Annotated in this window: 16 protein-coding genes; 10 read left to right on the top strand and 6 right to left on the bottom strand. The window is 73.1% G+C overall.

The window, feature by feature from the left end; all coding sequences use genetic code 11:
- Window positions 1-26: 26 nt before the first annotated feature.
- Complete coding sequence (dapA, locus tag D3273_RS13185; protein ID WP_129227262.1) at window positions 27-917, bottom strand: 4-hydroxy-tetrahydrodipicolinate synthase; 891 nt, start codon at window positions 915-917, stop codon at window positions 27-29.
- A gap of 295 nt (window positions 918-1212) precedes the next feature.
- Here dapA and D3273_RS13180 point away from each other — a divergent pair, with 295 nt between their 5' ends.
- The 5 genes from D3273_RS13180 to D3273_RS13160 all read left to right on the top strand — a co-directional run bounded on the left by D3273_RS13180 (window position 1213) and on the right by D3273_RS13160 (window position 8619).
- A complete protein-coding gene (locus D3273_RS13180; protein WP_129227260.1) occupies window positions 1213-3525 on the top strand; it encodes a lytic transglycosylase domain-containing protein in 2313 nt (770 codons plus the stop codon).
- Between the two features lie 39 nt (window positions 3526-3564).
- Window positions 3565-4467 carry an alpha/beta fold hydrolase gene (locus D3273_RS13175; protein ID WP_245501150.1) on the top strand — a complete coding sequence of 301 codons (903 nt, stop codon included), beginning with the start codon at window positions 3565-3567 and terminating at the stop codon, window positions 4465-4467.
- Between the two features lie 94 nt (window positions 4468-4561).
- The gene (hemC, locus tag D3273_RS13170; RefSeq protein ID WP_129227256.1) at window positions 4562-5506 is read left to right on the top strand and encodes a hydroxymethylbilane synthase; all 945 of its coding nucleotides are present in this window, start codon (window positions 4562-4564) and stop codon (window positions 5504-5506) included.
- Window positions 5507-5701: 195 nt separating this feature from the next.
- A complete protein-coding gene (locus D3273_RS13165; RefSeq protein WP_129227254.1) occupies window positions 5702-6400 on the top strand; it encodes a uroporphyrinogen-III synthase in 699 nt (232 codons plus the stop codon).
- Complete coding sequence (locus tag D3273_RS13160; RefSeq protein WP_129227252.1) at window positions 6397-8619, top strand: primosomal protein N'; 2223 nt, start codon at window positions 6397-6399, stop codon at window positions 8617-8619. The genes D3273_RS13165 and D3273_RS13160 overlap by 4 nt, the downstream gene beginning before the upstream one ends.
- Before the next feature lie 77 nt (window positions 8620-8696).
- Here D3273_RS13160 and D3273_RS13155 read toward each other — a convergent pair whose 3' ends face one another.
- From D3273_RS13155 to gltX, 4 genes are all read right to left on the bottom strand, one after another.
- The gene (locus D3273_RS13155; RefSeq protein ID WP_129227250.1) at window positions 8697-9353 is read right to left on the bottom strand and encodes an HAD family hydrolase; all 657 of its coding nucleotides are present in this window, start codon (window positions 9351-9353) and stop codon (window positions 8697-8699) included.
- A 38-nt stretch (window positions 9354-9391) separates the two neighbouring features.
- The gene (locus tag D3273_RS13150; RefSeq protein ID WP_129227248.1) at window positions 9392-9814 is read right to left on the bottom strand and encodes an HIT family protein; all 423 of its coding nucleotides are present in this window, start codon (window positions 9812-9814) and stop codon (window positions 9392-9394) included.
- Between the two features lie 254 nt (window positions 9815-10068).
- A complete protein-coding gene (gene gltA, locus D3273_RS13145; protein ID WP_129227246.1) occupies window positions 10069-11358 on the bottom strand; it encodes a citrate synthase in 1290 nt (429 codons plus the stop codon).
- A gap of 147 nt (window positions 11359-11505) precedes the next feature.
- Window positions 11506-12933 carry a glutamate--tRNA ligase gene (gene gltX, locus D3273_RS13140; RefSeq protein WP_129227244.1) on the bottom strand — a complete coding sequence of 476 codons (1428 nt, stop codon included), beginning with the start codon at window positions 12931-12933 and terminating at the stop codon, window positions 11506-11508.
- Window positions 12934-13047: 114 nt separating this feature from the next.
- Here gltX and D3273_RS13135 point away from each other — a divergent pair, with 114 nt between their 5' ends.
- Together D3273_RS13135 and D3273_RS13130 are read left to right on the top strand one after the other, a co-directional pair.
- Window positions 13048-15351: a ComEC/Rec2 family competence protein gene (locus tag D3273_RS13135; RefSeq protein WP_165359481.1), complete on the top strand. Its 2304-nt coding sequence runs from the start codon at window positions 13048-13050 to the stop codon at window positions 15349-15351.
- A 76-nt stretch (window positions 15352-15427) separates the two neighbouring features.
- Window positions 15428-15811, top strand: coding sequence for a HesB/IscA family protein (locus tag D3273_RS13130; RefSeq protein WP_245501149.1), 384 nt, complete (start codon window positions 15428-15430; stop codon window positions 15809-15811).
- A 48-nt stretch (window positions 15812-15859) separates the two neighbouring features.
- On the opposite strand, the gene cpdR is transcribed toward D3273_RS13130, so the two are convergent.
- Window positions 15860-16240 carry a cell cycle two-component system response regulator CpdR gene (cpdR, locus tag D3273_RS13125; protein WP_129227240.1) on the bottom strand — a complete coding sequence of 127 codons (381 nt, stop codon included), beginning with the start codon at window positions 16238-16240 and terminating at the stop codon, window positions 15860-15862.
- 282 nt (window positions 16241-16522) lie between these two features.
- Between cpdR and D3273_RS13120 the strand changes: the two genes are divergently transcribed.
- The 3 genes from D3273_RS13120 (at window position 16523) to D3273_RS13110 (ending at window position 21565) form a co-directional block, all read left to right on the top strand.
- Window positions 16523-17467: an N-formylglutamate amidohydrolase gene (locus D3273_RS13120; protein WP_129227239.1), complete on the top strand. Its 945-nt coding sequence runs from the start codon at window positions 16523-16525 to the stop codon at window positions 17465-17467.
- 278 nt (window positions 17468-17745) lie between these two features.
- Window positions 17746-18543, top strand: a complete 798-nt coding sequence (hisN, locus tag D3273_RS13115) for a histidinol-phosphatase (protein ID WP_129227237.1) — start codon at window positions 17746-17748, stop codon at window positions 18541-18543.
- Window positions 18544-18766: 223 nt separating this feature from the next.
- The gene (locus D3273_RS13110; protein WP_129227235.1) at window positions 18767-21565 is read left to right on the top strand and encodes a rhamnan synthesis F family protein; all 2799 of its coding nucleotides are present in this window, start codon (window positions 18767-18769) and stop codon (window positions 21563-21565) included.
- Window positions 21566-21642 lie beyond the last annotated feature (77 nt).

The following is a 21642-nucleotide window of genomic DNA, read 5'->3' as shown; positions in this document are numbered from 1 at the left end:
CCCACTCGATGCAGCTGGCTTGACCGTCACAGATGGGTGGCGACGCCCGCATGCGCCATGGCGGCGTCCATCAGGGCGCGCGCCGCCGGGGTGGCCGGCACCAGCGGCAGGCGCAGTTCGTCGCGCATCAGGCCCATCGTCGACAAGGCGTATTTCGGGCAGGCCGGGCTCGGCTCGGCGAACATCGCGGCGTGGAGCGGGACGAGCCGGTCCTGCAGCTCCAGCGCGGTGCGGAAGTCGCCCGCGAGGGCCGCCTCCTGGAGCTGCGCGCAGAGCTTCGGCGCCACGTTGGCGCTGACCGAGATGCAGCCGTGGCCGCCCGCCGCCAGGTAGGCCAGGGCCGTCATGTCCTCGCCCGACAGCTGGATGAAATCCGGCCCCAGGGCGTGGCGCTGGGTCGACACCCGCGCGAGGTTGCCCGTCGCGTCCTTCACGCCGACGATGTTCTTCAGCGCGTAGAGGCGCTGCATGGTTTCGACCGACATGTCGACCACGGAGCGGGGCGGGATGTTGTAGATGATGATCGGGATGCCGATCGCGTCGTTGACCGCGGCGAAGTGGCGGTACAGGCCCTCCTGGCTCGGCCTGTTGTAGTAGGGCGTCACCACCAGCACGGCGTCGGCGCCGGCCTTCTCGGCGTGGCGGGCCAGCGCGATGGCTTCCACCGTGTTGTTGGAGCCCGCGCCGGCGATCACCGGCACGCGGCCGCGCGTTTCGCGGACGCACACCTCGACGACGTGCATGTGCTCGTCGTGGCTGAGCGTCGGGCTTTCGCCCGTGGTGCCGCAGGGCACGAGGGCGTGGGAGCCCTGGCCGATCTGCCAATCGACGAGAGCCCGGAACGCGGCCTCGTCGAAGGCCCCGTCCTTGAAGGGCGTGACGAGCGCCGGAGCCGATCCCTTGAATGTCGCAGCCATGACGTGTCCCGCAAAAACGGCCCTGGACGGGCCCGCGCCTCGTGCACCGGCCCGAAGCCGACGGCACCGCCCCGATGGTCCGCCCGACCGGGTCGGACCGCCAGCCCCATGCACGCCGCATTTCGGTGGCTGGTGAAGCGCGGCCCGGTCTAGCGCGCCCGGCAGGGCGTGAAAAGACTTTTACCGGATCGTCACATCGGGGGTCGGCGCCCCCGCATGGTTTAGTTTTCGTAAAGCCCGCGCGTGCAGCATCGGCGGCATGACAGCGATCACATCCCGTCACCCTGGTGAGTGCATGGCGTTCAAAGGTCTGCGAACCGCGTTGATGGCCGGCACGGGGTTGGCCTGCGCCGCCCTGGCGGTCCCGTCGGTGCGGCACGCGGCCGAATCCGCGCCGCGGCGCTGGTTCGCCCATGCGGACCGCTCCGCCCAGCGCGTCGCGCCCGCCGCGGTGCTCGACCTCGCGGCGCGCCGGCCCGAGATCCGCGTCGCGTCGGGCCCCGCCAAATCGACGTTGCGCGCGGAATCCCTCGGCCCCGACGCCGTGCGGACCCTCGCCGACGCCATGGCGGGGGCGGACGGTGCCGGCAAGGTGCTCACCATCGCGGCGCACGGGTCGCCGATCGGGCTCGCGACCCCGGGCCCCTCGGCCGGCCCGTCCCAGCCCGGCACGCCGACGGAGAACGGCGCCCCCCTGGGACCAACCGTCGCCGACCACGATCCGGACGCTTCGCTCCTCCGCCAGGCGATCGGCGCCTACCGCCGCAACGACCTCGCGGGCGGCGATGCGGCGGCGCGCGGCCTGACCAACCCCGTGGCCCGGCTGACCGCGGAATGGACCGCGATCCGGCTCGACTCGCATCTCGTCGGCCTCGCGCGCCTCGACGCCTTCGGGCAGGCCCACCCCGATTGGCCCGCGCTGGGCTGGGTCGGGCGCCGCGCCGAAGAAGCCGTCGCGGCGACGCGGGACCCGGCGCTCATCGAGGCTCGCCTCGGCGCCGTGCCGCCCAAGACCGTGGCGGGACGCTTGGCGCTCGCCGGCGCCGAGCGCGCCCTCGGCCACGCCGACGCGGCGGCGCGCCTGGCCCACGGGCTGTGGCGCGACGACGACCTGTCGCCCTGGCAGGAAGGGACGCTCGCCCACGATTTCGCCGACGTGATCGACCGCGAAGATCACCGGGTGCGGGCCGAGCGCTTCCTGTACAAGGAGAAGATCGCCGCCGGCCTGAAGGAGGCCGCGCTGGCCGGGCCGGACGTTGTGGCGCTGGCCAAGGCCCGGGCCGCCGTGGTGGCGAATTCGACGCTCGCCGAGGTGACGCTGGCGGCGGTGCCGAAGCCGCTGCAATCGGACCCGCTGACGATCTTCTCCCGCGCCCAACGCCTGCGCCGGCTCGGCCACGCCGAGGAAGCGGCCGACCTGATCCTGTCCGCGCCGCGCGACGCGCGCGCGATCGACGGCGACGAATGGTGGACCGAGCGGCGCATCGTGCTGCGCAAGCTGCTCGACCTCGGCGATCCCAAGAAGGCCCTGGCGCTCTGCGCCGACATCGGCGAGGCCGGGGCGGCGTCGCGCATCGAGGCGGCGTTCCACGCCGGCTGGATCGCGCTGCGCTTCCTGCAGGACCCGAAGGCGGCGGCGCCGCAGTTCGACACGATCGCGCGGCTCGCCGAAACGCCGATCTCCAAGAGCCGCGCCGCCTATTGGCAGGGCCGCACCGCGGAAGCGCTGGGGCAGGGCGACGAGGCGCAGCGCCACTACGGCGACGCGGCGCGCTACTCCATCACCTTCTACGGCCAGCTCGCGGCGGCGCGGCTCGGGCAGACCACGCTGGAACTGCACGAGGCGCCCGCCGCCACCGGGGACGCCCGCAGCGAGGCCGTGCGGGTGGCCGACTACCTTTACGCGCTCGGCGAGCGCGACATCGCGCTGCCGCTGGCGCTCGACATCGGCAAGGCCGAGCCGTCGGATGCGCAGGTGGGGGCGCTGGGCGACGTGCTCGAGCGCAACCGCGACGCCCGCGCCACGCTGATGATCGGCAAGGCCGCGACGCAGCGCGGGCTCGCGGCGGACGACGCGGCCTTCCCGACCTTCGGCATCCCCAACTTCGCCCCGCTGCCGAAGTCGGCCGACCTGGCGGTGGTCTATGCCATCGCCCGGCAGGAAAGCGAGTTCGACCAGCGCTCGCTGTCCTCGGCCGGCGCGAAGGGGCTGATGCAGATGATCTCGTCGACGGCGCGCACCACCGCCAACCGCGCCGGGGTGGCCTACGACGACGGCCGCCTGTCGAGCGACCCGGCCTTCAACGCGCAGCTCGGGGCCGCCCATCTCGGCACGCTGCTCGACGAGCAGGGCGGTTCCTTCATCCTCACCTTCGCGGCCTACAACGCGGGCGGCCGGGCCGTGCACGACTGGATCGCCGCCTACGGCGACCCGCGCAGGCCCGGCATCGACATCGTGGACTGGATCGAGCGCATCCCCTATTCCGAAACGCGCAACTACGTTCAGCGCGTGATGGAAAACCTGCAGGTGTACCGCGCCAAGCTGGGCCGGCCGACGATGCTGCTCGTCGGCGCCGAGCCGCCGCCGCCGATCCGCAAGGGCACGTGACGCGGGCGCCCGATGGCAGAGAAGGCGAGTGACAGGACCATGACCGACGCCGCCGACCGATACGCCACCTCGTCCGACGGGCTGCGTCTCCATTACCGCGACGTGGGCCGCGGCGAGGCCGGGGCGCTGCCGGTGGTCTGCCTGCCCGGCCTGACCCGCACGGCCGTGGATTTCGAGGTGCTGGCCGCGCACCTGTCCGGAGGCGGCGCGGGGGGCCCGCGGCGGCGGGTGCTGAGCCTCGACTATCGCGGCCGCGGCGGGTCCGACCACGATCCGGACGCGTCGCACTACAGCGTGCCCGTCGAGGCCGGCGACGTGCTGGCGGTGCTGGCCGACGCGGGGATCGACGCGGCGGTCTTCGTGGGCACGTCGCGCGGCGGCCTGATCACCATGGTGCTGTCGACGGTGCGGCCCGAGGTGATCCGCGGCGCGGTGCTCAACGACATCGGCCCGGTGCTCGAGCCCGCGGGCCTCGACCGCATCCGCGGCTACGTCGGCCGGCTGCCCGCGCCGAAGGACTGGGACGACGCGGTCCGCACCGTGAAGGGCTACGCCGGCTCGCAGTTCCCCGGCCTCGACGAGGACGACTGGCTGTACTTCGCCCGCAGCACCTATGCCGAGCGGGACGGCGTTTTCCGGGGCCGCTACGATCCCGCGCTCGTCGAAAGCCTGCGCGCGCTCGATCCGGCGAAGCCCATGCCGACGCTGTGGCCGCAGTTCGAGGGCCTGTCGGGCGTTCCCGTCCTGGTCGTGCGCGGCGAAACCACGGACCTGCTGTCGACCGAAACCGTCGCCGAGATGGCGCGCCGCCACCCGGATTGCGCGCTCCTGACCGTTCCGGGGCAGGGGCACGCCCCGCTGCTGCACGACCCCGCCACGCTGGCGCGCATCGCCGCCTTCGCGACGCGTTGCGACGCGGCGCCGGCCGTCGGGCCTCGCTAGCGTCCCCGGGCAGGACCCGCGCGCCCCGGCTTCCGCGGGGGCCTTCGCCTGCCTATAAGGGGTGCCCGGGGATCGGCACGGAAGCGAAGACGGCATGGCGGGCGACGGGATCGTGCTCAGGCTGGGCACACGGGGCAGCCCCTTGGCGCTCGCCCAGGCCCACGAGGCGCGGGCCCGCCTTTGCGCCGCCCACGGCTGGCCGGAGGACCGCGTCGAGATTGTGGTGATCGCCACCACGGGCGATGCCATCCAGGACCGGGCCCTGTCGGAGGCCGGCGGCAAGGGGCTGTTCACCAAGGAGCTGGACGTCGCGTTGCTGGCGGGCGGGATCCACTTCGCCGTGCATTCGGCCAAGGACCTGCCGACCGCGCTGCCCGACGGCGTGGACCTGTCGGGCTTCCTGCCGCGCGAGGACGTGCGCGACGCCTTCATCGCACGCGATGGGGGCACGATCGCCGACCTGCCGCGCGCCGCCGTCGTGGGATCGGCATCGCTGCGGCGCCAGGCGCAGATCCGCCGGCTGCGCCCCGACCTCGACGTGCGGCTGCTGCGCGGCAACGTGCAGACGCGGCTTCGCAAGGTCGACGCCGGGGAATACCACGCCACGATCCTCGCCATGGCGGGGCTGAAGCGCCTCGGCCTGACCGAGCGCGTCACCGAGCATCTCGCCCTGCACGACTTCCTGCCGGCCGTGGGGCAGGGCGCGATCGCCATCACGGCGCGACGCGGCGACGCCGCCACGGCCGACGCCCTCGCGCCGATCCTCGACCGCGACACCGGGCTGGCGCTGAGCTGCGAGCGGGCGTTCCTCGCCGTGATGGACGGCTCCTGCCGCACGCCGATCGCGGGACACGCCCGTGTCGAGGGCGGGCACGTCCTGTTCCGCGGGCAGGTGCTCGCGGCGGACGGCTCCGAATCGGCCGAAACCGTGACGGACGGTCCGGACGCCATCGCCGACAGGGTCGGGCAGGCTGCCGGGCGCGACCTCCTCGACCGGGCGCCGGCGCACCTGCTCGCGTCCTTTCGCGGCCCGCATTGAGCTAGGCCCGAGCCGTCCGATGCTCCGACATGCCGCCACCTCCCTCACCCTGAGCCGGGCGCCGAGCGCCCGAGGCGAAGCCTGCGGGACCCGCCCGTCGCTGCGCAGCGAGCGTCCGCGTCCTTCGACACGGGGCTCGGCGACCCGGCTCGGGGCGGGCGAAGCCGGACACGAACGGTTCTGGACCTGACCCCGATGCGCGTCCTCGTCACCCGCCCCGCCCACGACGCCGAGCGCACGGCGGCGGCGCTGGCCCGCCTCGGCCACGCGGCCGTGCTGGCGCCCGCGACCGCCATCCGCCGCACCGGCGCGATGCTGCCCGCCGGCCGCTACCACGCCGTGGCGGCGACGAGCCATCACGCCTTCGCGGCCGACGACGGCGTCGAGCGCGCCCGTCCCGTCTTCGCCGTCGGGTCGCGCACGGCCGCGGCGGCGCGGGCGGCCGGCTTCCGCGACGTGCGGGTGGGGGCCGGCGACGCGTCCGGCCTCGCCGACCTCGTGCGCCTGACGCTGCCGCGCCCGGCGCGGCTGCTCTTCCTCGCCGGCCGCGACCGCAAGCCCGTGCTGGAGGACGTGCTGACGGGCGCCGGTTACGAGGTCGCGGCGGCCGAAGTCTACGCCGCCGACCCCGTGGACGCGTGGCCCGAGGCGGCGGTGGCGGCGCTGCGCTCCGGCGGCGTCGAGGCGGCGCTGCATTATTCCCGCCGCAGCGCCGAACTCGCCCTGTCGCTCGCGTCGCGCGGCGGCGTCGCGGACGCGGTCCTGCGGCTGCGCCACCTGTGCCTGTCGGCCGATGCCGCCGAGCCGCTGTCCGACCGCGGGGCGCCCGCGGTGCGGATCGCGGAGCGGCCCGACGAGGACGCGCTCCTGACCCTCCTGGCCGCCGCGCCGTGACGGCGGAGCCGCCGCCCACCGTCGTCGACGTGCTGATCCCCGTCGCGGTCGACACGGCCTATTCATACCGGGTGCCGAAGGGCCTCGCCCTCGCGCCCGGCGACTTCGTCGTGGTGCCGCTCGGCACGCGGCAAACGCTCGGCGTCGTGTGGGAGGCTCGCTCCGCCGGCGGCGACAACCTGAAGCAGGTCGTGTCGCGCGAGGATTGGCCGCCCGTGCGCGAGCCGCTGCGCCGCTTCGTCGACTGGCTCGCCGCCTGGACGCTGAGTCCCCGCGGCATGGTGCTGCGCATGGCGGTGAGGGCGCCGGAATTCGCCGGCGCCGAGCCGGTGCGGATCGGCCTGCGCCGCGCCGGCCCGCCGCCGACCCGCATGACGCCGGCGCGGCTCCGCGTGATGACGGTGCTGGACAGCGCCGAGGCCGAGGCCGTCACGAGCAAGAAGGCGCTGGCGGAGGCGGCCAATTGTTCGGCCGGCGTGATCGACGGGCTGGTGGACGAGGGCACGCTGGAAACGGTCGCCCTCCCGCCCGACCCGCTCCCCCCGCCGCCCGACCCCGACGCGACCGCAGTGGTGCTCGATCCGGCGCAGGCCGAGGCCGCCGCCGCGCTCGCCGCACGCGCGGCCGAGCGGCGCTTCACCGTTTCCCTGCTCGAAGGCGTCACCGGCTCGGGCAAGACCGAAACCTATTTCGAGGCGGTCGCTTCGGCGCTGCGCTCCGGCCGGCAAACGCTGATCCTGCTGCCCGAGATCGCCCTCACGGCGCAGTTCCTCGACCGCTTCGCGGAGCGGTTCGGCGTGCGGCCGGCGGAATGGCATTCCGGCGTGTCGGTGCGGCGGCGGGCGCGCGCCTGGTCCGGCATCGCGTCGGGCGAGATCAAGGTCGTGGCCGGCGCGCGCTCGTCCCTGTTCCTGCCCTTCGCCGACCTCGGGCTCATCGTCGTCGACGAGGAACACGAGGCCGCCTACAAGCAGGACGACGGGGTGAGCTACCACGCCCGCGACATGGCAGTGATGCGCGGCCGCTTCGAGGAGGCGGCCGTGGTGCTGGCGTCCGCGACCCCGTCGCTCGAAACCCGCGTCAATGCCGAAACGGGGCGCTACGGCCACCTGCGGCTCGCGTCGCGCTACGCCGGCCGCTCCATGCCGGCGCTGGCGGCCGTCGACATGCGGCGCGACGCGCCGCCGCGAGGCCGGTGGATCTCCCCGCCGCTCGCCGCCGCCATCGCCGACACGGTGGCGGACGGGAAGCAGGCGCTCCTGTTCCTCAATCGCCGCGGCTACGCGCCCCTGACGCTGTGCCGCTCCTGCGGGCACCGCTTCACCTGCGGCCAGTGCTCCGCCTGGATGGTGGACCACCGTTTCCGCGGCGCGCTCGTGTGCCATCTCTGCGGCTACATGGAGCGCAAGCCCGACCATTGCCCCCACTGCGGCGAGGTCGACGCCCTGGTGGCCTGCGGGCCGGGCGTCGAGCGCATCGCCGAGGAGGTGGCGACCCTGTTCCCGGACGCGCGGCGCCTCGTCCTCTCGTCCGACATGCCGGGCGGCACCGAGCGGCTGCGGCAGGAGCTCGACGGCATCGCGCGGGGGGAGGTCGACGTTGTGGTGGGCACGCAGCTCGTCGCCAAGGGCCACAACTTCCCCAACCTGACGCTGGCCGCCATCGTGGACGCCGACGTGGGCCTCGCCAACGGCGACCCCCGCGCGGCGGAGCGCACTTTCCAACTGCTGCAGCAGGTGACGGGCCGGGCGGGGCGCGGGGAAGCGCCGGGCCGGGCGCTGATCCAGACATACCAGCCCGACCACCCGGTGATGCGGGCGCTGCTGACGGGCGATGTCGAGCGGTTCTACCGGACGGAGATCGACGCGCGGCAGCGCGCCGGCCTGCCGCCCTTCGGCCGCCTGGCGGGGCTGATCGTCAGCGCCACCGACCGCCACGCCGCCGAAACCCACGCCCGCGCCCTGGCCCGAGCCGCCTACGCGGCGACGGGCGGCGACCCGCTGGCGCGGGCGGCCGACGCCGCGCCTTCCATCGAGGTGTTCGGCCCCGCCGAGGCGCCGATCGCCATGATCCGCGGCCGCTACCGCTTCCGCCTTCTCGTCAAGGCGCCGCGGTCCGCCGACCTCCAGGGCTTCCTGCGCCGCATCCTGGCGGAAGGCCCGAAGCCGACCGGCAGCCTGCGGGTGGCGGTGGACGTGGAGCCGCAAAGCTTCCTGTGAGGCAGCGGTCGACCGGTCGCTGCGCCTTCCGTCCATCCCCACACGTGGGGGGATGGACGGCCGGCGAGCGGATCGGCTCAGATCGCCCAGTCGTCGATGTGGGCCAGGAGGTCGGCCGGGTCGCGGTAGACCCGGGCGGCGCCGGCGGCGCGGATGTCGACCTCCGCGAACCCGCCGCAGAGCACGCCGATCGACGCCACGCCGGCCTTGCGGGCCGCCTCGGCGTCATAGGGTGTGTCGCCCACCACCACGACGCGGTCGGGCCCGACCTCCAGCCTCGCCAGGGCGGCCTCAAAGATGTCCGGATGCGGCTTCGACTTCTCGGCGTCGTCGGACGACGTTTCGACGTCGGTCAACCCGTCGACGCCCGCGGCGGCCTTGTAGACCTTCAGCTCGGGAGCCTTCGACGACGAGGCCAGGGCGATGCGCAGGCCCCGCTCGCGCAGCGCGCGGAACAGGTCGCCGCAACCCGGGAAGCCCTTCACGCGGTCGATGTAGTCGGCGTGGAAGATGGCGCCGCGCTCCTTCTCGATCGCCGGGCCGACGCGCTTCAGCTCCGCTGCGTCGAGGAAGACCGGCATGAGCTGGTCGCCGCCCTTGCCGATCTGGGCGCGCAGGGCCGCGAAGGCGATGTCGTGGCCGTGCCGCGCGAAGGCGCGTTCCCAGGATTCGGCGTGGAAGTCGACGCTGTCGACCAGCGTCCCGTCGACGTCGAAGATGACGGCCTCGATCATGTGTTCTGCCCCCGCTCACGAAGGCGAACGTGGCCCCCTCAGGCGAGTTCCGCCCGGATCCGCCCCGCGATGGCCTCCAGGGCCGCGGGCTCGGCCATCGGCCCCGCGTGGGACCGCATCGGCACGCCCTCGTGCCGCGGCAGCAGGTGGAAGTGGAGGTGGAACACCGTCTGCCCGGCGGGTGCTTCGCTGAACTGCATCAGCGTCAGGCCGTCGGCCTTCAATGCCGCCACGGCGGCGCGGCCGATCCTCTGCACCCGCGGCATCAGCGCCGACAGGGCATCGGGGTCGGCGTCGAGCAGGGTGCGCGAGGGCGCCTTGGCGATCACGAGGACGTGGCCCTCGACCTGGGGCATGATGTCCATGAAGGCGAGGCAGTGCTCGTCCTCGTAGACCTTCGTGGAGGGGATTTCGCCGCGTAGGATTTTGGCGAAGATATTGGCGTCGTCGTAGGCCTGCATGTCGCTTTCCACCGCGCCTGGGCGCGTTCAATCCCCGTGGCCGCCGCCGCGGTCAGCTAGCCCCGCGACCGACGAATTCCGACCCTGTCCCCTTCGGGGATAAGGTGGCGCGACGCGCCGGACGAGGGGCGCCCCGCGAAATCACCGCCCCCCTGCCGGCACCCTTTTCCCGGGAGGGGAGAAGGACGCCGGGTCTCGCCGGTCCGGGACGCGATCGTCCCGTGGCGGCGAGGGGCAGGGATGAGGTGCCGGCTTCAGCGCTCGCTGATCGGGCCGTAATCGCGGGCGGCGTAGCCCGTGTAGAGCTGGCGGGGCCGGCCGATGCGCTGGCCCGGATCCTCGATCATCTCCTTCCACTGGGAGATCCACCCCACCGTGCGGGCGACGGCGAACAGCACCGTGAACATCGACACCGGGAAGCCCAGAGCCTTCAGGGTGATGCCCGAGTAGAAGTCGACGTTGGGGTAGAGCTTCTTTTCGATGAAATACTCGTCCGACAGGGCGATGCGCTCGAGCTCGACGGCGACGTCGAGCAGCGGATCGTCCTTGATGCCCATCTCGCTGAGGACCTCGTGGCAGGTCTTCTGCATGATCTTGGCGCGGGGATCATAGTTCTTGTAGACGCGGTGGCCGAAGCCCATCAGCCGGAACGGGTCGTTCTTGTCCTTGGCGCGGGCGACGTATTCCGGGATGCGGTCGACCGTGCCGATCTCGGCGAGCATCTTCAGCGCCGCCTCGTTGGCGCCGCCGTGCGCCGGTCCCCACAGGCAGGCGATGCCGGCCGCGATGCAGGCGAAGGGGTTGGCGCCCGAGGAGCCGGCGAGCCGCACCGTCGACGTCGAGGCGTTCTGCTCGTGGTCGGCGTGCAGGATGAAGATGCGGTCGAGCGCGCGCGACAGCACCGGGTTGACCTTGTACTCCTCGCACGGCACGGCGAAGCACATGCGCAGGAAGTTCGACGTGAAGTCGAGGTCGTTCTTGGGGTAAACGAACGGCTGGCCGATCGTGTACTTGTAGGCCATGGCGGCCAGGGTCGGCATCTTGGAGATCAGGCGGATCGAGGCGACCATCCGCTGGTTCGGGTCCGAGATGTCGGTCGAGTCGTGGTAGAAGGCCGACAGGGCGCCGACGCAGCCCGTCATCACCGCCATGGGATGGGCGTCGCGCCGGAAGCCCGCGAAGAAGCGTGCCATCTGCTCGTGCACCATCGTGTGGCGCGTGACGGTGTAGTCGAACTCGGCCTTCTGGGCCTTGGTGGGTAGCTCCCCGTAGAGCAGCAGGTAGCAGCTTTCGAGGAAGTCGCCATGTTCCGCCAGCTGCTCGATCGGGTAGCCGCGGTACAGCAGCACGCCCTCGTCGCCGTCGATGTAGGTGATCTTGGACTCGCAGCTCGCCGTGGAGGTGAAGCCGGGGTCGTAGGTGAACAGGCCGGTCTGGGCGTACATCTTGCCGATGTCGACCACGGACGGCCCGATGGTCCCCTCCTTCATGGGGAGGTCGATCGCCTTGTTGTCGACCAGCAATTTGCCAGGGTTCTGCGTCATGGAGGGGAGCCTCAGCGAAGGGAATGGCAGGCCGGAGGGGACGATTCGCGTGAGGCCCCGGGTGGCCTTGTGCGTTGCACCAAAGCTAAATCATCGGCAGTTGCCGTCAAGCTGTGCCGCCGGAGGGGGCGGGGCGCGCACGGCGCATCACGCCGCGGCGCCGGCCGCATCGCGAAGCCGCCCCAGGCTTTCGTCGCGCCCCAGCACCTCGAGCACGTCGAAGATGCCGGGCGAGGTCGAGCGGCCCGTCAGGGCCGCCCGCAGCGGCTGCGCCACCTGGCCGAGCTTGGCGCCGGTGGCTTCCGCCTCGGCCCGCACCGCGCCCTCCGTCGAGGCGGCGCTCCATTCGGGCAGGGCTTCGAGGCGGGGCAGCAGCCCGCGCAGCACGCCCGCCCCCTTGGCGAGGATGTCGCCCGCCTTGGCGTCCATGGCGAGCGGCCGGTCGGCGAACAGGAACAGGGCGCCGTCGAGCAGCTCCACCAGCGTCTTGGCGCGCTCCTTCAGCCCCGGCATGGCGGCGAGCAGCTTCGCCCGCATCTCGCCGTCGAGCTTGGCCAGCACCGCCTCGCCGCCCGGCAGGTGGGGCAGGGTGGCGGCGAGCGCGTCCACGAGGTGGGCGTCGTCGGCGGCGCGGATGTAGTGACCGTCCATGTTCTCGAGCTTCGCGAAGTCGAAGCGCGACGGCGAGCGCCCGACGCCGTCCAGCGCGAAGGCCGCCACCATCTCGTCGGTCGAGAAGAACTCGCGGTCGCCCTGGCTCCAGCCCAGGCGCAGCAGGTAGTTGCGCAGCGCTTCGGGCAGGTAGCCCATGGCGCGGTACTGCTCGACGCCGAGCGCGCCGTGGCGCTTCGACAGCTTCGCCCCGTCGGCCCCGTGGATCAGCGGGATGTGCGCCATGGCGGGGACGGACCAGCCCAGCGCCTCGTAGATCTGCATCTGCCGGGCCGCGTTGGTCAGGTGGTCGTCGCCGCGGATGATCTGCGTCACCCCCATGTCGTGGTCGTCGACCACCACCGCCAGCATGTAGGTCGGCGAGCCGTCCGAGCGCAGCAGCACGAGGTCGTCGAGGTCCTTGTTGGCCCAGGTGACGGTGCCCTGCACGCCGTCGTGCAGCACCGTCGAGCCGTCCTGGGGGGCGCGCAGACGCACGACCGGCTTCACGCCGGCCGGCGCTTCCGCCGGGTCGCGGTCGCGCCAGCGGCCGTCGTAGCGGGGAGGCCGCTTCTCCGCGCGGGCGAGGTCGCGCATCGCGTCGAGCTCGGCCGGGGTCGCGTAGCAGCGATAGGCGCGGCCCTGCGCCAGGAGCGTCTCGACGGCGTCGCGGTGCCGGTCGGCCCGGCTGGCCTGGTACACGACGTCGCCGTCCCAATCGAGGCCGAGCCACTTCAGCCCGTCCAGGATCGCGTCGATGGCGGCCTCGGTCGAGCGCTCGCGGTCGGTGTCCTCGATGCGGAGCAGCATCGTGCCGCCGTTCCGGCGGGCGTAGAGCCAATTGAACAGGGCCGTGCGGGCCCCGCCGATGTGGAGAAAGCCCGTCGGCGACGGCGCGAAGCGCGTGATCACGGGCTCGGGCATGGCGAGAAGCAACTTATAGTTGGAACGGAAGGGGAACCGGCGGGCCCGAGCCCTTGCCGGGGCGGCTGCGCTCTAACATGAAGGATGCGATCCCACCAAGGGCGGGGAGGCGCCGTGCCGAACGCGTTCCGGGGAGGGAGGGCCGGCGACGCCCTCCAGGCCGCCTGGCCGCGCCGCGCGTCGGCAGTGTCGGCGCGCATCGGCGGCCTGTCGCCGTCGCGGGCCTGGGCGGAGGAGTGGGACGAGCGCCGTCCCTTCCTGTGGCTTCCCGTCACGGCCGGCGCCGGCGTGTTCCTGTACCTCGCCGCGGACCGCGAGCCCGTCCTGTGGCTGCCCCTCCTGCTCCTCGCCCTGGCGGCCCTCGGCTGCGTGGCCCTGCGGGGGCGCCCGGTCCCGCTCGGCGCCGCCCTGGCGCTGTTCGCCCTGGTGGGCGGCTTCGTGTCGGCGGAACTGCGGGCGCGATCGGTCGCCACGCCGATGCTCGACCGGGTCCGCATCGCCAAGCTCACCGGGACGGTGGAGGAGGTGGACCTGCGCCCCGCCGGCGCGCGCATCCTCCTGGCCGTCACGGGCGCCGACGGGCTCGACGCCGCCCACGTGCCGCGCCGGGTCAGGCTGACGACCAAGCGGCCGGGCGACATCGCCGCCGGGGCGTCGGTCGCCGTCACGGCGCGGCTGCTGCCGCCGTCCCACGCCGCCGCGCCCGACGGCTACGATTTCGCCCGCGACGCCTACTTTTCCGGGATCGGCGCCGTCGGTTCCGCGCTGGGCCGGATCGCCCCCGCCCCGGCCGCGGCGGATGCCGGCGCCGTCGCGCGGCTCCATCGCGCGGTGGACCGCGCCCGCAACGCCCTGGCGATGCGCGTCAGCGCCGTGGTGGGCGACGGCGACGTCGGCGCCATCGCGGCCGCCATGGTGACGGGCAAGCGCGACCTGCTGTCCGCGAACGGGCGCGAAGTCATCCGCGAAGCCGGCATCTTCCACATCATCACCATCGCGGGCGTGCAGATGACGCTGGTGGCGGGCTTGGTGTTCGGGCTGGCGCGCCGCGCCCTGGCGGCGAGCCCGACGCTGGCCCTGCGCTACCCCATCAAGTCCTGGGCGGCGCTCGTCGCGCTCGTGGGCGCCGTGTTCTACGACATCGGCACGGGGTCGCGGGTCGGAACGCAGCGGGCGCTGTTCATGACGTCGATCATGCTCGTCGCCGTTCTGGTCGGCCGCCGCGCGCTGACGATGCGCAACCTCGGCTTCGCGGCGCTCGCCGTGATCGCCATCGAGCCCGAGCAAGTGGCGGGCGCGAGTTTCCAGCTGTCCTTCGCGGCGGTGTCGGCGCTGATCGCCGTGCAGGAAGCGCGGATGCGCCGAGCGCCCGACGACCTCTTCGCGGAGCCCGACCGCCGCCGGCCCGGGCCGCGCGCCGCGAAGGCCCCGCCCTGGCGCGGCCGTGCCGGCAGGGCGGGGCAGGGGATCGTGCACCTCCTCGGCGCCACGGTCTTCGCGACCCTGGCGACGGCCTCGTTCATGGCGGCGGAGTTCCACGAGCTCAGCCCCTACGTGTTCGTCGGAAACCCGCTGACCCTGGCGATGATCGAGTTCTTCGCCGTGCCGGGCGCGCTGCTCGGCACCGTGCTCTACCCGCTCGGCCTCGACGCGCCGGTGTGGCACTGGGTGGCCTGGGGCATCCGCGCGGTGATGTGGGTGGCCGGGAAGCTCGGCGCCGCCCCGATGTCGACCGTCCACCTGCCGAACTTCGCGCCCTGGGCGCTGCCGTGGCTCGCGCTGGCGCTGCTGTCCGTGGTGATCTGGCGCACGGCCCTGCTGCGGCTGACCGCCGTGCCGTTCCTCGCGCTCGGGCTGGCCGGCGCGGCGTGGGGCCCGCGCGACGACGTGACCGTGGCGCCGACCGGGGACGCGGTGGCGATCCGGGGCGCGGACGGGCGCCTCGGCACGCTCGGCAAGGCTTCGGCCTTCACCGCCGAGCAATGGCTGCGCGCCGACGGCGACCCGCGCGACCCCGACGCGCTGGGCAAGGCCGCGCTGGTGCTGCCCGGCGCGCGCTGCGACAGGGTCGGGTGCACGGCGCCGCTGCCGGGCGGCGGCGCCGTGGCGCTGGTGACGGACGCCGCCGCCTTCGCGGAGGATTGCCGGCGCGCCGTGCTGGTGGTGACGCCGCTCGTCGCTCCCGTGCCCTGCGCGTCCGCCCTCGTGCTCGACCGCATCGCGCTGGAGCGGAGCGGCGCCGTGGCGCTGCGCCGGACCGGCGGCGGATGGGCGCGGCGGGACGCGCGCGCCCCCGGCGAGGACCGGCCCTGGTCGCCCGGGCCGGTCGCCCGCGCCAAGCTCCGCGCACGCCCCGGCGGCGACGATGCGGACGGCGCCGACGCCGCGCCCGACGGCGAGCCCGTGCGGATCCCGTGACGGCCTTTCGGATCCGGGGGCGAGCCGCTACATGAAGGCGGTGCCCCGAGCGTCACCGCCGGTGGGAGAGAGTTCGATGGCTGCCAGGAAACGTTTTCAGGTGATGTCGCTGACCGAGGCGGCGGCGTCGCGCGTGCAGGAGATCATGGACGGGGCGGCGTCGCGGCCCTTCGGCCTGCGCGTCGGCGTCAAGAACGGCGGATGCGCCGGCATGTCCTATACGATGGAGATGGCCGAAGCCGCGGCGCCGGCCGACGAGGTGATCGAGGACAAGGGCGTCCGCATCCTGATCGACCCCAAGGCCGTGCTGTTCCTGCTCGGCACCGAGATGGACTTCAAGGCCGACAAGCTGTCGTCGGGCTTCGTGTTCCAGAACCCGAACCAGACCTCCGCCTGCGGTTGCGGCGAAAGCGTCGCGATCACCCCCGCGAGCCCGGAAGCCCTGGCCGGGGCCGCCTGACGCGATCGGAACCGCGGGCGCTTTGCCCGCGGTCGGGGGCGAGCCGGGTCAGGCCGCCAGCAGCCGCTGCACTTCGCCGACGAGGTCCTTCAGGTGGAAGGGCTTCGACAGGATCTTGGCTTCGCGGGGGGCGTTGTTGTCGGGGTTCAGCGCCACGGCGGCGAAGCCGGTGATGAACATGACCTTGATGTCGGGGTCGAGCTCGGTGGCCCGGCGCGCCAGCTCGATGCCGTCCATCTCCGGCATCACGATATCGGTGAGCAGGAGCTCGAAGGGCTCCTCCCTCAGCCTGTGATAGGCCGACAGTCCGTTGTCGAAGGAGGTCACCACGAATCCGGCGTTCTGCAGGGCCTTGACGAGAAAACGACGCATGTCGTTGTCGTCTTCGGCGAGCAGGATCTTCGTGGCCTGGTCGGCGTCTGCGTCCATCATCCCTTCCTCGACTTCCCCGGGCACCGCGGTCCGACGTTAACCACCAGTGCATATAATGGTTAACGCGCGGTAAAACCAACGCCGGCTTCGCCCCTGCGGCCTGGGCATGACCCGGGGTTCGACCGGATCGTGGCACCGGGGCATGAAAAAGCCGTCAATCGGCCGGGCCCGGCCGAGTCCCGCCCCGCGGATGGGCCGATGGGCCGGCCGCCGCCCTTCGGCGTGGACAGCGGGACGGCCCTTGGGCAGAGTGCGGCCGTGGGACGACGAGGGCGGCGGATGGCGCGGACGGGTGCGGACGGCGGCGACGGGGCGGGCCCGGCAGGTGCGGAGTTCGATCCCCCCTTCGAGGTGATCGAGCCTCCGGCGCTGACGAGCCCGGTCGTCCTGTCGTCGCCCCATTCCGGCCGGGTCTATCCCGAGCGCTTCCTGCGCAGCGCCCGCCTCGACCCCGCGACGCTGCGCCGGTCCGAGGACGCGTTCGTCGACGACCTGTTCGAGCCGGCGGTGTCCTTGGGCTTGCCGCTGCTGCGGGCGCATTTCCCCCGCGCCTATCTCGACCTCAACCGCGAACCCTACGAGCTCGACCCGCGCATGTTCGACGGGCGGCTCCCCGCCTATGTCAACACGCGCTCGGTGCGGGTGGCGGGCGGGCTCGGCACCATCGCTCGCGTGGTCGGAGACAGCCAGGAGATCTACGCCAAGCGCCTCCCCGTCGAGGAAGGGTTGCGGCGCATCGACGAACTGCACAAGCCCTACCACGCGGCCCTGCAGGATCTGCTGAATCGCGCGCTCCGCCGCTTCGGCCTGGCGGTGCTGGTCGATTGCCACTCCATGCCGTCCTCCTCGGTCACCGGCACGGCGGACCCGGCGACGTGGCGCGACGAGAGGACCAAGGCCGACTTCGTGCTCGGGGACCGCTACGGCACGAGCTGCGCCCGGCGCTTCATCGACGTCGCCGAGGGGACGCTGCGCAGCCTGGGCTACGTGGTCGAGCGCAACAAGCCCTATGCGGGCGGCTTCATCACGGAACATTACGGCCGGCCGGCCAGCGGCTTCCACGCCCTGCAGATCGAGATCAACCGCGGCCTCTACATGGACGAGAAGGCCATGGCGCGGGCCGAAGGCTTCGACGCGCTGTCGCGCCACCTCCACGCCGTGGTGGCGGCCGTCTCGGAGGTCGCGGCGGCGAGCGGCGGCCCGGAGCGCATGGCGGCGGAATAGCCCCGACCCCCCACAAGAAAGAGGCCGCTCAGCCTTTCGGCGAGCGGCCCAAGTCTAGGGAGGAAACGCCCAAGAAGGGCATACGGCATCTCTGCCGCGCTGCAACATGTGCCATGTGCGCTGCACAAAGGCAAGGGGTTTCGGCGAAAATGTCGGACCAGAGCCCCGACCATCCCCACGCACGCGCTTCCGGCCCGGATGTCAGGCTCTGGAGCCGTCGCGGGCCGGGTGGTAGGAAGGGCGCCCGCCGCCCGTTCGGCCCGTCCCGAGGAGCCCCGATGACGATCGTCGATTTCGAACCCTTCGTCGCCGAACTCGCGACCGTCGCCGGCGACGCCATCCTGCCGTTCTTCCGCACAGCCCTGCAGGCGCAGGACAAGGGCGCGCGCGGCCAGTTCGACCCCGTGACGGAAGCCGACCGCGCGGCCGAGACCGCCATGCGCCGGCTCATCCAGTCGACCTTCCCGGCCCACGGCATCGTGGGCGAGGAGTTCGGCGACCACCAGCCCGACGCCGAATACGTGTGGGTGCTCGACCCCATCGACGGCACCAAGAGCTTCATCTCGGGCTTCCCGACCTGGGGGACGCTGGTGGCGCTGGAGCACCGGGGCGTGCCGGTCTACGGCGTGATGCACCAGCCCTTCACGCGCGAGAAGTTCTTCGGCGACAACGCTCGCGCCACCTGGGCGGGGCGCAACGCCCACGGCACCGAGATCGTCCACCACCTGCGCACGCGGGACTGCCCGGCGCTCGCCGACGCGACGGTGATGACGACCAGCCCCGCCCTGATGGAGCCGGGCGAGCGCGCCCGGTTCGAGCGGGTCGCCTCCGAGGCCAAGCTCGTGCGCTTCGGCGGCGACTGCTACAGCTACTGCATGGTGGCGGCCGGCCACGTCGACCTCGTGATCGAGAGCGGGCTCCAGCCCTACGACATCGCGGCGCTGATCCCCATCGTCAAGGGCGCGGGCGGGGTCGTCACGACCTGGTCGGGCGACGAAGCGCAGGGCGGCGGTGCCGTCGTGGCGGCGGGCGATCCGCGCGTCCATGAGGCGGCGCTGAAGCTGCTCGCCGGCTGACGAGGCCGGACCGGGCCCTGTCTCCTCCCGCGGCCTGAGCGGCGCGCCGAGCGCCCGCGTCGCAGCGCACGGGCGCTCGGCGCACGGGCCCCTTCCGCCCGCTCGTCTCCTCCCATGCCGAGGCGGTCCAGGGACGACACGGGTCGCGAAGGGGCTGCTCAGGATGCAGAACGGCCAGCCCTGATCGAGGCTGCCGTTTCCCGATCATTCCACGAAGGGCGCCATGGCCGACGATACGAGTGACGACGGCCGCCCGGCCGGCATGGGCGACGCCGCCTGGGAGAACCGGAAGCTCGCGGCGCGCGTCGCCGCGCTGGAGGACGAGAACCGCGCCCTGTCGGGCCGCCTCTCGGCCATGCTGGGCTCGGCGTCCTGGCGGGTGACCCGCCCCGTGCGCCGGGTGGTGGACTCGCTGCGCCACCGCCGCGCCGGCGGCGGCCGCCACGAGGCGTCGGCCCGCGGCGCCGCGGGCCAGCACCGTGCCGGCCCGGGCCCCGGCCAGTCGGTGCTCGACACGGGCCTCTTCGACGCCGCCTTCTACCGCGCCGCGGCGGCGCTCGGCGCCGTGGGAGACCTGGAAGCGGCCGAGCATTACGCGGAGGTCGGCGAAGGCCGCGGCATCCGGCCGAACGCGGACTTCGACCCCGCCGTCTATGCCGACATCCACCGGGAGGTCGCGGCGGCCGGCATGGGCCTCCTCGTCCACTACGCCCGCTACGGCCGTGCGGAAGGGCGCGCCGCCACCTTCGACATCGCCCCCCATGTGCGACCGGGCCGCCGCGCCTTCGATCCCGCCAAGAAGACCGTCCTGCTCGCCTGCCACGAGGCGAGCCGCACCGGCGCACCGATCCTGGGCTGGAACCTCGCCCGCCAACTGAACCGCGACCACAACCTCGTCGTCGCGGTGCTGAACCCCGTCGGCGACCTCCTCGACATCTTCGTCGAGGAGGCGACCCTCGTGGTGGGCCCGTTCCGCAAGGCGCAGCTCACCTGGTTCTACATGGCGCGCGCCGTGCGGGAGCTGACGGCCCAGCACCCGATCGACTTCGCAATCTGCAACTCGATCGAGTGCCAATGGCTGCTGATCGGCCTCGCCGCCGCGGGCGTGCCGGCCGTGACGCTCGTGCACGAATATCCGACCGGCCCGGAATCCGAAGCGCGGATGCAGAGCGGCATGATGCTGTCGGGTCAGATCGTGTTCGACGCCCGCAGCCAGCACGAGGCGGCGCTCGCCTGCTGGCCCGGCATCACGACCCGCAACAGCCACGTCTTTCACCAGGGCGCCTCCGAGGTGCCGCCCGACCCCCGGGCGCCCGTGCTCCTGCCCGAAGCCCTGGCGGCCAAGCGCGACGCCGTGTTCCGCGCCGTGCGGGGCGACGGCACCAAACCCGTGGTGCTGGGCCTCGGCACGGTGTCGATGCGCAAGGGGCCGGACCTGTTCGTGTCCTGCGCCATGGCGGCGGCGCGCCGGCTCGGGCCGGGCACGATGCGCTTCGTTTGGATCGGCCACACCCCGGCGGTTCCGCCCGAAGGCATGTTCGGCGACTGGCTCGCCGACCAAGTGAAGCGCTCGGGCCTGGGCGCCGACCTCGTCTTCCTCGACGCCGTCGACGACCTCGCGGGCGCCTATGCGGCCGCCGACGCCGCCATGATCTCGTCGCGGCTCGACCCGTTCCCCAACGTCGCCATGGACGCCGCGCTGGCGGGCGTGCCGCCGGTGTGCTTCGCCGAAGCGAACGGCTTCGCCGATTGGCTGGCCGAAGACCCGCGGACCGCGAGCTTGTCCGTGCCGTACCTCGACGCCGACGCGGCGGGGGGCGTTCTCGCCGGACTCGCGCGGGATCCGGCGCTGCGGCGCGAGCTGGGAAACGTGCTCCGCGAGCGCGGCGACCGCGACTTCCCCATGGCGCGCTACACCGAGCGCCTGATGCCGCTCGTCGCCGAGGCGAAGCAGATCGCCGCCCAGGAGCGTGACGACGTCGCGCTGCTGCTCGGCGACGACACGTTCCGCGCCGACCTGTGGCAGAACCCGCACGAGCATTTCACCCGCGAAGAAGCGGTGCGCCTGCACGTCCGCAAGGCGGCTTCGGGTCAGGAAGCGAATCAATACTGCCGCCGGCCCGCGCTGGGCTTCGTGCCGCAGGTCTATGCCGATCACCACCCCGCGCTCGACGCCACGCCCTTCCCGAACCCGCTGGCGCAATGGATCCGTGCCGGCAAGCCGGCCGGTCCCTGGTCGCATCCCGTCCTGGTGCCGGGCGAGGCGGCGGCGACGGGGCGGGGGAGCGGGCTGCGGGCGGCGCTGCACATCCACCTCCACTATCCCGAGCTGGCCGGGGACATGCTGGCGGCCCTCGCCGCCAACGCGGCGCGGCTCGACCTCTTCGTGTCGACGACGTCGGAGCCCAAGGCGGAGGAGCTTCGCGCGCGGTTCGCCCCCTACGGCCAGGGCAGGGTCGTGGTCGAGGCCTGCCCGAACCGCGGGCGCGACGTCGGCCCCATGCTGACGCGCTTCGCTGACGCGCTGCAGGGTTACGACGTGTTCGGCCACCTGCACGGCAAGCGCAGCCTGGCGCTGACGGGCGTCGGGCTGAGCCTCGACCTCGGCGTGCGCTGGCATGCCTTCCTGATGCAGCACCTGATCGGCGATCGCTTCCCCGTGGCGGACCTCGTGCTCGACCGCTTCGCCGAGGACGACCGGCTCGGGCTCGTGTTCCCCGAGGACCCGAATCTCACCGGCTGGAGCCTCGACCGCGAGATCGCGACGGGCCTCGCCCGCCGGATGGACCCCGCGATGGAGGTCCCGCGCTCCATCGACTTCCCCATCGGCACGATGTTCTGGGCCCGGCCGGCGGCGCTGAAGCCGCTGTTCGACCTCGGCCTCGGCTGGGCGGACTATCCGGACGAGCCCGTGCCGATCGACGGCACGATGCTGCACGCGCTGGAGCGGCTGCTGCCCGTGGTCGCCACCCATGCCGGCTTCGGGCTGATGACCACGCATGTGCCGGGCGTCACGCGGTAGGGTCCGCCCACGCGCCGTCGCCTCGTCGGCGTGTGTCCGCCGAGGCAGGACCCGCGCCGGCCGGCAACTCTTCTGAG

The organism is Lichenibacterium minor (genome assembly GCF_004137685.1).
GTDB lineage: Bacteria > Pseudomonadota > Alphaproteobacteria > Rhizobiales > Beijerinckiaceae > Lichenihabitans > Lichenihabitans minor.
Note: the sequence above shows the minus strand (reverse complement) of the source record. Positions and strands in the feature narration are given on the sequence as shown.